The 13788-nt window shown below is 58.1% G+C and carries 8 protein-coding genes and 1 other annotated feature; all 8 genes read left to right on the top strand.

Annotated elements, in window-relative coordinates:
* Window positions 1-90: 90 nt before the first annotated feature.
* Window positions 91-1008 carry an AAA family ATPase gene (locus tag ACZOF8_RS05625; RefSeq protein WP_022487197.1) on the top strand — a complete coding sequence of 306 codons (918 nt, stop codon included), beginning with the start codon at window positions 91-93 and terminating at the stop codon, window positions 1006-1008.
* A 6-nt stretch (window positions 1009-1014) separates the two neighbouring features.
* Entirely contained in the window at window positions 1015-2739 is a 1725-nt protein-coding gene (locus tag ACZOF8_RS05620) for a VWA domain-containing protein (protein WP_022487198.1), read from the top strand.
* 143 nt (window positions 2740-2882) lie between these two features.
* Window positions 2883-3083 (top strand) — a binding site (T-box leader).
* A 36-nt stretch (window positions 3084-3119) separates the two neighbouring features.
* Window positions 3120-5774, top strand: a complete 2655-nt coding sequence (locus ACZOF8_RS05615; RefSeq protein WP_487426665.1) for a valine--tRNA ligase — start codon at window positions 3120-3122, stop codon at window positions 5772-5774.
* Window positions 5775-5792: 18 nt separating this feature from the next.
* A complete protein-coding gene (locus ACZOF8_RS05610; protein WP_022487200.1) occupies window positions 5793-7073 on the top strand; it encodes a bifunctional folylpolyglutamate synthase/dihydrofolate synthase in 1281 nt (426 codons plus the stop codon).
* A gap of 4 nt (window positions 7074-7077) precedes the next feature.
* Window positions 7078-8376 (top strand): O-antigen ligase family protein, encoded by a 1299-nt coding sequence (locus ACZOF8_RS05605; protein ID WP_154487722.1) that lies wholly within the window; start codon window positions 7078-7080, stop codon window positions 8374-8376.
* A 634-nt stretch (window positions 8377-9010) separates the two neighbouring features.
* On the top strand, window positions 9011-10228 hold the full coding sequence (locus ACZOF8_RS05600) for a glucose-1-phosphate adenylyltransferase (RefSeq protein ID WP_022486967.1): 1218 nt from the start codon (window positions 9011-9013) through the stop codon (window positions 10226-10228).
* On the top strand, window positions 10221-11333 hold the full coding sequence (glgD, locus tag ACZOF8_RS05595; RefSeq protein ID WP_022486966.1) for a glucose-1-phosphate adenylyltransferase subunit GlgD: 1113 nt from the start codon (window positions 10221-10223) through the stop codon (window positions 11331-11333). Before ACZOF8_RS05600 ends, glgD begins: the two co-directional genes overlap by 8 nt.
* Window positions 11330-13783, top strand: coding sequence for a glycogen/starch/alpha-glucan phosphorylase (locus ACZOF8_RS05590; protein ID WP_308664315.1), 2454 nt, complete (start codon window positions 11330-11332; stop codon window positions 13781-13783). Before glgD ends, ACZOF8_RS05590 begins: the two co-directional genes overlap by 4 nt.
* Window positions 13784-13788 lie beyond the last annotated feature (5 nt).

The raw sequence follows: 13788 nt of genomic DNA, 5'->3' as shown, positions 1-13788 counted from the left end.
TGACGATCAGGGGGCATTGCACGTAACGTGCAATGCCCCCTTTTGTGCTATAATAATTACTGATGCAAATGTCAAGCGAGGGGAGCCCTTATGATGCTGGAATTTTTAGAGAGTGAACAAATCAACCCGGAACTGATCCAGGGGATCCGGGCGTACCGGAAGGAATTTCCCACCCCGGAAGACCTGACGGCCCGTGTCCCTGTGCCCCATTTCCATTATTATGGAAAGGATGTGTGGGAAGAGGCCATTGCGGCCCTTCTGTGCGGCCAGAATCTGCTGCTGGCCGGACCCAAGGCCACCGGGAAGAACGTGCTGGCGGAGAACCTGGCAGCGGTGTTCGGCCGTCCCATGTGGAACGTGTCCTTCCACATCAACATGGATGCCACCGGGATGCTGGGCACTGATACCTTCAAAAACGGGGAAGTGGAATTCCGTCCCGGACCGGTGTACCAGTGCGCGGTGAAAGGGGGATTCGGGGTCTTCGATGAAATCAACATGGCCCGGAACGAAGCCATGGCTGTGCTCCATTCTCTGCTGGACTTCCGGCATACGGTGGATATTCCCGGTTATGACCTGCTCCATGCCCACAAGGCCTGCCGGTTCATCGCCACCATGAACTACGGCTATTCCGGTACCCGGGAACTGAACGAAGCCCTGGCTTCCCGGTTTGCGGTGATCCAGCTGCCGCCCATTTCCATGGAATCCCTGGACCGGCTGCTCCAGGACGAATTCCCCAGACTGCGGAAGGAACCCCGGAAGGCCTTCTGTCAGATCTTCAAGGACCTGGAAAAGAAATGCCAGGAAAGCGAAATCTCTGAAAAGGCCCTGGACCTGCGGGGGATGCTGGATGCCATCCACCTGATGGAAGCCGGGCTGGAAGCCCACAAGGCCCTGGATCTGGGAATCGTGAACAAATCCTTCGATGAATATGAACCGGGGCTGATCCGGGACGTGATCAATCTCCACATTCCCGGGAACTATACCAAAAAGGACATTTTCGAGGACTGAGGAACCATGGGAAAACTCAAGTACGATGCCAAACGCCGCCGGGCTTTGAATATCGTATGGGACGTGTCCTGGGACTACCGGTTTGATCCCGATTTCCTGGCCTATACGGAACAGGGTACCCCGGATCTGTATCTGAACGCGGTGGTGGGCTTCACCCGGAAATATTATGATGTGAAGCTGATCCACCAGATGTTCGAGGAAATGGAAGACAGCGCTCTCCGGGATACCTTTACGGACCTGTTCTGGCTGGGACTGGAATACGCCACCTACGCCAAGGAGGCTCCGGTGCGGCCGGTGCTGCCCTATCTCCGGCAGCAGCATGCCAGGGCCTATTTTGACGGCACCAAACTGGACAAAACCGGAGTGGCCCACGAAATGCAGGCGGCACGGTGGCACGAGGTGCTGGGGGAGGGACTGGATCTCCATGACCCCTGGGCCAAGGGGCTCTATGCCAATCTTTGCTTCGATCCGGCCTGGGATACCAAGCAGCTGTGCGACCATTTCCGGAAGATCACCAAAAAGTACTTCGTCTCCCATTTCCTGGTCCGGGAAAGCCTGGAAAAAGTCATCATCAGCAAAGGCCTGGGGGACTTTATCGACTGGCTGCTGCCCCATGTGTTCCGGAAGCAGGAAAGCGTGTTCAATTTTCTCTATTCCAAGAAGCAGGCCATGGACATCCTGGCCGGGAAAAACGCCCACAACGGGCTCATGGCCATTATCACCGGCCAGACGGCGTCGGAAAACTACAACTATATCATCGACTGTTTCGGCGCCAGCATCTACCCGCCCCGGAAAATGCTGGATATTGACCAGGCCTGGTGCAACGGGCCTCATCAGGGGTGCCATCTCCACTTTACCCGGGGCCGGCTGGGGAGCAAAGGGGCCACCGGGGAAGCTTCCCGCTGGCTTGAGGGAGCTCACGCCCAGCGGGTGAAGAACCTGGCCTACTACAAGGATCACGGGGAACAGTGCCGGAAGAGCATTGCCCGGCTCACCAGCCAGCTCCGGAGCGTCATGCGCATGGCCCAGACCCGGCTGCCGGTGCCCGCCAAGGAAGGGGAACTGGTACCCGGCCTGGTGTGGCGGGCCCTGAAGGTGAATGACAGCCGGGTGTTCTTCGAACGGGAGACCGTCTCCAGCCCGGATTTCACCGTGGATCTGATGCTGGATGCTTCCGCCTCCCGGGGGGAGTATCAGCAGGTAATCGCCTCCCAGGCCTATGTGATCGCCGAAAGTCTCCGCCAGTGCGGGATTCCCTACCAGGTGTATTCCTTCTGCACTCTGCGGAACTATACGGTACTCACCCTGTTCAAGGACTATGCGGACAAGAAGCGGTGCACCAATATCTTCAACTATGTGGCCACCGGGTGGAACCGGGACGGGCTGGCCCTCCGGGGAGCCCGGCAGCTGATGGGGGACTTTACCCAGACCAAAAAGATCCTCATCATGCTCACGGATGCGGAGCCCAACGACGACAAGCCTCTGGTGGGAGACGGGCTGTTCAGCTCTTCGGAATACCGGGATGAAAAAGCCGTGGCCAACACCGCTGACGAAGCCGCCAGCCTCCGCCGGGAAGGGATCCGGATTATCGGGCTCATCAACGGAGAGAATCAGCACATCATGAAAGATGCCCGGAAGATCTTCGGGGAAGACTGTGTGGAAGTCCGGGATCTGGATAAAATGGCCGACAGCGTAGGCAAGATGCTGTGCCGGCAGATCGAGGCGCTGTGAAAAAGGGGGTGTTGCACGTTTTGTGCAGCACCCCTTTTCTGTCGGTACTCAACGGCCGCTGACCGTTGACGGGGATTTGAAAGGGTCCACCCCATTGACAATCCCGCGCCCCCTTGTTACAATGACTCCATACAACCATACAGCCAAAGGCGATGATGGGAAGGAGTACAGCGCCCCTTGCACCGGCAGAGAGGATGCGGGTGGTGGAAGCATCCGGGCAATGCGCTGGAAGTCGTCCTGGAGCCGGCAGGAGGAAAGCCCTGTCCGTCACGGCACGTTACGCCGCTTTAAGGTGCTCAAGCAATTGAGAATGTAGGTGGTACCGCGAACAACTCGTCCTATACAGCAGGACGGGTTTATTTTTTTAAGGAGGCAGAGTTATGGCAGAAGAAAACAACATCCCCAAGGTCTATGATCCGGCTGCGGTGGAGAAGAAATGGTATGCATACTGGATCGATCACGGCTTTTTCCATCAGCCGGTGGACAAGAGCCGGAAACCCTTCAGTGTGGTGATCCCGCCTCCCAACATTACCGGCAAGCTCCACATGGGCCATGCCCTGGACAATACCCTCCAGGACATCCTGGTGCGCTGGCACCGGATGATGGGGGACAACACCTGCTGGCTGCCGGGCTATGACCATGCAGGACTGGCCACCCAGATCAAGGTGGAAGAGGAACTGAAGAAGAAGGAAGGTCTGACCCGGTATGATCTGGGCCGGGAAGAATTCATCAAACGGGTGTGGAAATGGAAGGAAGCCTACGGGGACGAAATCGTCCGGCAGCTGAAGAGCCTGGGGATTTCCTGCGACTGGGACCGGCAGCGGTTCACCATGGACGAAGGCCTGAGCCAGGCGGTCCGGGAAGCCTTTGTGAGCCTTTATGAAAAGGGCCTGATCTACAAGGGTACCCGGATGATCAACTGGTGCGTCAACTGCCGTACGGCTTTGTCCGATGTGGAAGTGGAACACCAGGACGATGCTGGTGCCCTGTGGTACATCAACTATCCCATTGTGGGCGAAAAGGACCAGTACCTGACCATCGCCACCAGCCGTCCGGAAACCATCCCCGGAGATACTGCCGTGGCCGTGAACCCCAAGGATGAACGGTACGGGAAACTGGTGGGGAAGAAAATCGCCCTGCCCACCACCAACCGGGAAATCCCCATTATCGCCGATGAATATGTGGACCTGGAATTCGGTACCGGCGCGGTGAAAATCACCCCGGCCCACGACCCCAACGACTATGAAGTGGGCCAGCGGCACAACCTGGAACAGATCGTGGTCATCGGCCTGGACGGGAAAATGACCAAAGAGGCCGGCAAATACGAAGGGGAAGACCGGTATGAATGCCGGAAGCACATTGTCCAGGATCTGAAGGACATGGGCCTTCTGGTGAAAATCGAAGATGCTCCCCACTCCGTTGGCCACTGCCAGCGCTGCCACCATGTGGTGGAACCCATGGTGTCCACCCAGTGGTTCGTGAAGATGAAACCCCTGGCGGAAGCAGCCATTAAATGCGTCACCGAAGGCCATACGGAATTTGTTCCCAGCCGGTTCACCAAAACCTATCTCCAATGGCTGGAAAACATCCATGACTGGTGCATTTCCCGGCAGATCTGGTGGGGGCACCGGATCCCGGTATGGTACTGCGACGACTGCGGGGAAGTGTCTGCTTCCCGGACGGATCTCACCGCCTGCCCCAAATGCGGCAGCACCCATATCCATCAGGAAGAAGACTGCCTGGACACCTGGTTCAGCTCCGGCCTGTGGCCCTTCTCCACTTTCGGCTGGCCGCAAAAGACGGAAGAACTGGAACACTGGTATCCCACCAGCGTGCTGGTCACCGGCTATGACATCATCTTCTTCTGGGTGGCCCGGATGATCACCATGGGTGAGGAATTCATGGGGAAGGAACCCTTCAAGCACGTGTTCATCCACGGACTGGTCCGGGACGAACAGGGACGGAAGATGAGCAAATCCCTGGGCAACGGCATCGACCCGGTGGAAGTGGTGAACAAGTACGGGGCGGATACCCTGCGGTTCATGCTGATCACCGGCAATACTCCGGGGAACGACATGCGGTTCTATTGGAACCGGATCGAAAGCACCCGGAATTTTGCCAACAAAATCTGGAACGCCTCCCGGTTCGCTCTCATGAACCTGGACGGTTATGACAAGGATGCGGAAAAAGCACCGCTCACCCTGGCGGACAAATGGATCCTGTCCCGGCTCCAGCACACCATCCGGGATGTATCCAACTACCTGGAAAAATTCGAACTGGGCGAAGCGGGCCGGCTGATTTATGACTTCATCTGGGGAGAAGTGTGCGACTGGTACATCGAACTGGCCAAACCCCGTCTCTACGATCGGGAAAACGCCGCTGCCCGGGCTACGGCCCAGACGGTACTGTGCCGGGTACTGGGCGACGCCATGAAGCTGCTCCATCCCTACATGCCTTTCATTACGGAAGAAATCTGGCAGCACCTGCCTCATGAAGGCCAGAGCATCATGATCGCTCCCTGGCCGGTGGCGGATGAAGGGCTGATGGACGACACCGTGGAAAAACAGATGACTGCGGTGATGGATGTGATCAAGGCCATCCGGAACATGCGGGCGGAAGTGAACGCGGCTCCCGGCCACAAGGCTCCGGCCACGGTGCTGGTGGATGCCGACCTCCGGGATGTGTTTGCCGCCAACGGGGATTACATCCGGCAGCTGGGTACGGTGGATGTCCTGACCCTGGGGGCCATGGATGACGCCGCTCCGGAAAACGCCATGGCGGCCGTGGTGAACGGAGCCAAGGTGTACCTGCCTCTCAAGGGCCTTATCGATGTGGACAAGGAACTGGCCCGTCTCCAGAAGGAACTGGACGGAGCCGAAAAGGAAGCCAAACGGGCTGCCGGGAAACTGAGCAACCAGAACTTCCTGGCCAAAGCACCTGCTGAAGTGGTGGAAAAGGAAAAGACCAAACAGACGGAGATCCTGGCGCGGATCGACGGCCTGAAGGAACGGATGGCAACCCTGCGCAGCCTGTAAAAGGGAAAGGAGCAGACTATGGAATATGCGGACGCAGTAGACTATGTAGAAAGCCTGGGCAAGTTCGGCATCCATCTGGGCATGGAACGGATCCAGGGGCTTACAGCCCTTTTGGACCATCCGGAACGGAAGATCCGGACCGTCCATGTGACCGGGACCAACGGCAAAGGCAGTGTCACCACATTTCTGGCCAACATGCTCCAGCAGGCGGGGCTGAAGGTGGGGAGCTACACCTCCCCCCACTTTGTCCGGTACAACGAGCGGATCTGCCTCAACGGGGAAGAGATTTCCAATGAAGACTTTGCCGCGGTAACGGAAAAGACCAAAGCTGCTCTGGACCGGTTCCTGGCCCAGGGAGGAGAACAGCCCACCCAGTTTGAATTCATCACCGCCATGGCCTTCCTGTATTTTGCGGAAAAGCAGGTGGACTGTGCCGTGATCGAAGTGGGCATGGGCGGCCTGTGGGATTCTACCAACATCATTACCCCGGAGGTGTCCGTGATCACCAATGTGACCCTGGAACACACGGAACGGCTGGGGAAGACCATCGAAGCCATTGCCGCCCAGAAGGCGGGAATCATCAAACCGGGGGTGCCGGTGGTGACGGAGGCGGAAGGGAAGGCTCTGGAAGTGATCCGGGGTGCGGCGGAAGCCAACCATGCCCCTCTGTATGTATATGGGGATGATTTTTCCACCGAAGAACTCACCAGTTCCATGGACACCCAGACCTTTTTGTACCGGCTGGGAGAAAAGGAACTGGAAGTGGCCATCCACCTGCCCGGGGAACACCAGATCCTCAACGGGGCGGCGGCCCTTACGGCAGCGGAGATCCTCCGGGACAAGCACGGGGTGCCTGATGAGGCGGCCATGCTCCGGGGGATGGAGGCAGCCCGGTGGCCGGGACGGCTGGAGCGGATCCACCGGAACCCGGACATTATCCTGGACGGGGCCCACAATCCCTCCGGGGTGACGGTGCTCCGAAAGGCTCTGGATGAGTATTATCCCAAAGCCCGGCGGATCTACGTGTTCGGCATGATGGCGGACAAGGACGTGAGCCAGGTATCGGACATCCTGTTCCGTCCGGAAGACACCATCTATACGGTGCTGGCTCATGAGGGAGACCGGTCGGAGAAACCGGAAAAACTGGCCCAGCGGCTCCACAAGAATGCGGTTCCCATGGAGGATCTCACCGCTGCCTACCAACGGGCGGTGTCGGAAGCGGGGCCGGAGGACGTGGTGATCGTCTGTGGTTCCCTGTATCTCATCGGCACATTCAAGGAACTGGGATTGGACCGGTAAGGCCATGGGAAGACCGCAAGGCTGGGGTCTCCCCGCATCCTGGAACCTGAATCAGATTATTTTCGGGGTCCTTTCTCTGCTGTTTTTCATCCTGCCCCTGCATCAGCTGGGGGCGGGAATCGTGTTCAGCATCTGTTTCCTGCTGAACCTGGTGAACATCTGGAAGACCGGGCAGTTCTGGCCGGCCATCCAGATTCCCCGGACCATCAGCCGGCCCCTGTGGGCCCTGTTCATCCTGAGCGGGGTCAGCACCCTGTGGTCGGAAAACCCGGCCGCCTGCGCCCTGAACTGGCTGTGGGTGGTGGGCCAGGAGGCGGGGATCTTCTACCTGGTGCTCCGGTACGCCAGTACCGGCCGCCGGACCCTGTTCCTGACCAAGATCTTCATGATCTCTGCCGGGATCGTGGCGGCCTTCGGCATCTGGCAGTATTTCTTCGGCACCAGTCTCCAGAATATGGAATGGATCGACCACCAGGCTTTCAAGCATCTGTCCCGGCGGGCCATTTCCACCCTGGTGAATCCCAACATCCTGGGCACCTTCCTGGTGTCCACGGTGGCTTACTGTGAAGGGCTTTTCGCTCCTCTGAAGGGAGGAAAGACCCGGTGGGCCCTGGTGGGGATCTTCCTTCTCTCCACCGCCTGCCTGATTTTGACCTTTTCCCGGGGCAACTGGGTGGCCTATTTCTGGGTGCTGTTCATCTTTGCCGGAGCCTTCTATCACAAGGCTTTCCTGCCCTTCATCGGAGGGGGCCTGGGGGTGCTGTACCTGTTCTGGAACCAGCTGGCGGAACGGCTCATGTCCATTTTTTCCGTCCATGACACGTCCGCGGAACTGCGGTTCTTCTACCTGGAAAGCTCCCTGGACATGATCCGGGACCATCCTTTCGGAGTGGGCTGGTATGGATATGGCTATGCCTTCCCGGATTACAACTTCTTCATTTCGGAAGATGTGTTCATGTACCACAGCCATAACCTGTTGCTGAACGTAACGGCAGAACTGGGGATACCAGGGCTGCTGCTGTTTCTCTGTGTGATGGTCCGGCTGTTCCTGCTGGCCCGGGAAATCCGGCACCGGAACCGGACCCTGCCCTGGCTGAGGGGGGTGGCCTGCGGGTACATGGCTTCCCTGGTGGGAATCTTTATCAGCGGCCTTACTGACCATACCCTGTTCAACAGTCAGCTGGGCATGCTGTTCTGGGCAGGGAACGCCATCCTGCTCATTGCGGACCGGCTGAGCGGCGGAAGAGGCGGCCCATCAGGCACCGCATCTTCCTGTGTGGCGTCTGAAGTACGGAACAAGTAGAAGCCAAACGCAGTTAGCCTTTGGCCGGGATGGGAAACGCAGCTGACGCTGCTAACCCACCACCAGCCTTGCGGCTGGTCCCCCGCCCTTGAAAAGGGCGGATATATGCTTGGGCCTTCGGCCCAATGCTTTTGTGGCACGAGAGAGCAGCCTGCGTGATAGTATCCGCCCTTGAAAAGGGCGGATATACGCTTGGGCCTTCGGCCCAATGCTTTTGTGACACGGGAGAGCAGCCTGCGTGATAGTATCCGCCCTTGAAAAGGGCGGATATACGCTTGGGCCTTCGGCCCAATGCTTTTGTGACACGAGAGAGCAGCCTGTGTGATAGTATCCGCCCTTTACAAGGGCGGGGGACCGTTGCGCTTGCGCAATGGTGGTGGGTTAGCAGCCCACTGGCTGCGTTTTTCTTCAAATGAATCTGGCCAAAGGACAGGTTTTAGCCAGTGGTCCGAGCCTTACGACTTGAGACCTTAAAAAGGGGCTGTTGCTCATGCAACAGCCCCTTTTTTTCATAAATATGGTAAAATAGACAAAGAGACAGCGACTGCAGGGGTATATTTTCCTGTTCTTACCAGCTTGCAGACAGTTGTATACGAAAAACATGCAGCACCTATCTTTACAGGAGGCGATGATTTTGAGGAAAATAGAATGTCTGGCTATGATCCTGGCCGGCGGCAAGGGCAGCCGTCTGGGAGTCCTGACCAAAAACGTGGCCAAACCGGCGGTGCTTTTCGGCGCCAAATACCGGATCATTGACTTTACCCTCAGCAACTGCCGGAATTCCGGGATCGGTACCGTGGGGATCCTGACCCAGTACCAGCCTCTGGAACTGAACTGGTACATCGGCAACGGAAGCAGCTGGGACCTGGACAGCGGGGACAGCGGGGGCACCTTTGTGCTGCCTCCCTACATGAACGACAAGGATTCCTCCAACTGGTACCAAGGCACGGCGGATGCCATCTACCAGAACCTGAATTTCCTGGACATGATCGATCCCCAGTATGTACTGATTCTGTCCGGGGACCATATCTATTCCATGGATTACAGCACCATGCTGGCTTTCCACAAAAAGCACCGGGCCAAGGTCACCGTCAGCACCTTCCGGGTACCCCTTTCCGAAGCGTCCCGGTTCGGGATCATGAACGCCAATGAGGATATGAGCATCCGGGAATTCGAGGAAAAACCCGCCCAGCCCAAAAGCAACCTGGCGTCCATGGGCATCTACATTTTCGACAAGGATGTGCTGAAACAGTACCTGATGGAAGATGCGGCTCGGGAGGATTCGGACCATGATTTCGGGAAGAACATCATCCCCCGGTTGCTGGAAGACAAAGTGCCCACCTTCGCCTATCCTTTCGAAGGGTACTGGAAGGATGTGGGGACATTTGAAAGCCTGTGGCAGGCCAATATGGACCTGTTGTCCGACAACCCGCCCATCAGCCTCAACGACCCCGACTGGCGGATCTATTCCGGGAACCAGTCCCTGCCCGCCCACTATGTGGGACCCAATGCCTCGGTGATCAGTTCTCTCACCGGGGAAGGGGCGGTAATCCTGGGGAACGTGTTCCATTCCGTGATTTTCTACAATGTAACGGTGGAAGAAGGGGCCACGGTCACCGATTCGGTGCTGATGCCCGGTACGGTGGTGGAAAAAGGCGCGGTGGTGGACCATGCCATCCTGGGTGAACGGTGCCGGGTACGGGCTGGCGCAGTGATCCGGGGCGCCGCCGGCAGCATCAAAGTGTTCGGCAACGACCATGTGGTCACCGGCAGCGAAGGACTGGAAGCACAGGTCCAGCCGGCAGGCCCCAGCAGAAAGAAGGACGGGAAAGGAGCGGTGGTCAATGGATAACAACATCATCGGGCTCATCAATCTTCAGGGGCCCAATTACATGGCGGAACTGAGCAGGAAACGGCCCATGGCTTCTGAACCTTTTGCCGGGAAATACCGGCTCATCGATTTTGCCCTGTCCACCATGGTCAACGCCGGGGTGGACACGGTGGGGCTGCTGCTGCCCTTCCACAGCCGTTCCGTACTGGACCATGTCCGGTCCGGTAAGGACTGGAGCCTGGCCCGGAAACAGCACGGTCTGTTCTACCTGCCGGTGGACGAGGCCCGGGAAGTGACCAATCCTCAGACCGGGGACATCCGGACTTATTACAAGAATCTGAGGTTCGTGGAACGGGAACGGAACCACTACCTGCTCCTTTCCGGCTGCGATGTGGTCCACAACATCGACTACAACCAGCTGCTCCACTATCACCGGAACCGGAATGCGGATGTGACATTGGTGTACAAGACCCTGGAAGCGGACTGTGAAGGGGACGGATATGTGGTATCCGTCAACGAAAGCGGCCATGTGACCAAACTGGTGAAATCAGAAACCCTGAAGAAGGGGGACAAAATATACCTGGGGAGCATGCTCCTGGACGGGGGGCTGTTCGTGGCCATGGTCCGCAGGGCCTTTGCCCAGGATCCCAACCAGTATCTTATGGACGTGATGGCCCGGAACGTGTCCCATCCCGGAATCTACGGCTATGAATACCGGGGTTATGCCAAACGGATCCATTCTCTTAAAAGCTATTACGAAGCCAATATGGACATGCTGAACCTGGACAACTGGAAGGCCGTGTACCGGCCGGACCGGAAAATCTACACCAAGGTGAAGGATGAGGCTCCGGCCAAATACATGGCGGATGCCAAAGTCACCAACTCCCTGGTGGGGGACGGATGTGTCATCGAAGGCACCGTGGAAAACTCCATCCTGTTCCGCCGGGTGCGGGTGGGACGGAATGCGGTGGTGAAGAATTCCATCATCATGCAGAACACGGTGATCGGCGAAGAAGCCCGGGTGGACCGGGTAATCTGCGACAAGAACCAGGAAGTCCAGCCGGAAGCGTTTCTCAACGGAAAGCCGGATGCGCCCCTGTGCGTGATCCAGTATGATATCCTCTGACCTGTCCGGCTGCGGAAAAGGAAGGCGGGGTCATTACGAAAACCTGGAAAAATCCAAAACAATTTGTCAGTCTCTTCACCCAGAAGGCCAAGGTCCTGTTCAATGAGGAACCGGAAGCCCTGAGTCCCAAAAAGGTGTACCTGGTGCTGGCCAACCTGGTGAAGGACCTGATCTATGATGACTGGCTGGCTACGGAACAGCGGTACGATTCCCGGCAGGCCAAGCAGGTGTATTATTTCAGCATCGAGTTCCTGCTGGGCCGGCTGCTGGATGCCAACCTGATGAACTGCGGCATGGAGGACCTGGCCCGGGAAGGACTCCGGGAACTGGGGTTCGATCTGGATGCCATCCTGCCCCAGGAGGCGGATCCGGGGCTGGGGAACGGAGGCCTGGGCCGTCTGGCGGCCTGCTTCATCGATTCCATGGCAGCGCTCCAGCTGCCGGGCCACGGGTGCAGCATCCGGTACCAGTACGGTCTTTTTGAACAGCATATTGTGGACGGTCAGCAGGTGGAACTGCCGGATACCTGGCTCCAGGACGGGTTCCCATGGGAAACCAAACGGTCGGACAAGGCGGTCCATGTCCGGTTCGGGGGGAACTGCTACATGCGCCCGGACGGCAAGGGGGGGCTGGAATGCGTCCATGAGGGATACAGCTCGGTGCTGGCCATCCCCTATGACGTGCCGGTGCCCGGGTACCGGAACCATACGGTGAACACCCTCCGGCTGTGGCAGGCAGAATATGCCCCGGACGGGATCCTGAGCCCCAGCCAGGGCGGGGACTTTCGGAAGATCCTCCAGTACCAGGACACCACCCAGCAGATCTCCCGGTTCCTGTATCCGGATGATTCCACGGAAGAAGGCCGGAAGCTGCGGCTGATGCAGGAATATTTCTTCGTATCCGCCGGGCTTCAGAGCATTGTCCGCCACTACCGGGGGCTCCACCGGGACATCCGGGAATTCCCCCGGCATGTGGCCCTTCACATCAACGACACCCATCCTGCCCTTTTAATCCCGGAACTGATGCGGATCCTTCTGGACGAAGAGGGATTGGGGTGGGAGGAAGCCTGGAACCTTACGGTATCCAGCATATCCTATACCAACCACACCATTATGCCGGAGGCCCTGGAACGGTGGTCCATTCCCCTGTTCCAGAGCCTGCTGCCCCGGGTGTATCTCATTGTGGAAGAACTGAACCGCCGGTGGCTGGCCGCCTACCGGAAGAAATTTCCGGGACGGGAAGACAAGGCGGAACAGGTGGCCATCCTCTGGGGCGGCCAGGTGCGCATGGCCAATCTGGCAGTGGTGGGCAGCCACAGTGTCAACGGGGTGGCGGAGCTCCACACGAAAATCCTGAAGGAAAGCACTCTGCACCCCTTCTATGAGGTGTTCCCGGACCGGTTCAACAACAAGACCAACGGGGTGACCCACCGCCGGTGGCTGCTGGAATCCAATCCACCTCTGGCTTCTCTCATTTCTGACACCATCGGTACGGAGTGGATCCGGCACCCGAAAAAACTCAAGGACCTGATGGCCTACCGGGACGACCCGGCCTTCCAGGAAAAACTGGAACAGGTGAAGCAGGACCGTAAGGATGCCCTGGCCCGGTGGGTCCAGGAGACCAAGGGGATCACCCTCGATCCCCATTCCGTCTTTGACATCCAGATCAAGCGGTTCCACATGTACAAGCGGCAGCTGCTGAACATCCTCCATGTGTATTCCCTGTATCTCCGTCTGTTGGAGGACCCGGAAGCGGTGCCTCTGCCCCAGACCTTTATTTTTGGCGGCAAGGCGGCAGCTTCCTACGGGGAGGCCAAGGTGGTGATCAAGCTGATCCATACTGTTTCCCAGCTCATCGACCGGGAGCCCCGGGTGCGGGAAAAACTGAAGGTGCTGTTCCTGGAAAACTACAATGTGTCCCTGGGCCAGCGGCTGTTCCCGGCAGCGGATGTAAGCGAGCAGATTTCCACTGCCAGCAAGGAAGCTTCTGGAACCGGCAATATGAAGTTCATGATGAACGGGGCCATTACCCTGGGGACCCTGGATGGAGCCAATGTGGAAATCTGCCGGCTGGTGGGGGACGCCAACTGCGTGATCTTCGGCCTCCGGGCAGAAGAAGTCCAGAAGTTCTACCGGGAGGGGGGCTATTCCTCCTGGGAACTGTACCGGCAGGATGAGGAAATCCGCCGGGTACTGGAAATCTTCCAGGCCAATCCCCTGTTCAGTCAGCTGTATGAAGACCTGCTCCGGCGGAACGATGAATACTTCGTCCTGAAGGATTTCGATGCCTATCGGAAAGCCCATCAGGAAATCCTCCGCCGGTATCAGGACCGGCCGGGCTGGCTCCGGGCTTCGGCGGTGAACATTGCCCAGTCCGGCCATTTCTCCAGCGACCGGACCGTGTCCCAGTATGCCCGGGACATCTGGAAGGTGAAGCCCGTACGGGTCTGAACCAT

The sequence above is a fragment of the Acidaminococcus sp. genome (assembly GCF_057597765.1).
This window is presented reverse-complemented; position numbering and strand designations above follow the sequence as displayed.

Bases quoted from the DNA above. Each gene is read 5' to 3' on its own strand.
- ACZOF8_RS05615 (WP_487426665.1), top strand. From the start codon at position 3,120: ATGGCAGAAGAAAACAACATCCCCAAGGTCTATGATCCGGCTGCGGTG.
- ACZOF8_RS05610 (WP_022487200.1), top strand. From the start codon at position 5,793: ATGGAATATGCGGACGCAGTAGACTATGTAGAAAGCCTGGGCAAGTTC.
- ACZOF8_RS05625 (WP_022487197.1), top strand. From the start codon at position 91: ATGATGCTGGAATTTTTAGAGAGTGAACAAATCAACCCGGAACTGATC.
- ACZOF8_RS05620 (WP_022487198.1), top strand. From the start codon at position 1,015: ATGGGAAAACTCAAGTACGATGCCAAACGCCGCCGGGCTTTGAATATC.
- glgD (WP_022486966.1), top strand. From the start codon at position 10,221: ATGGATAACAACATCATCGGGCTCATCAATCTTCAGGGGCCCAATTAC.
- ACZOF8_RS05605 (WP_154487722.1), top strand. From the start codon at position 7,078: ATGGGAAGACCGCAAGGCTGGGGTCTCCCCGCATCCTGGAACCTGAAT.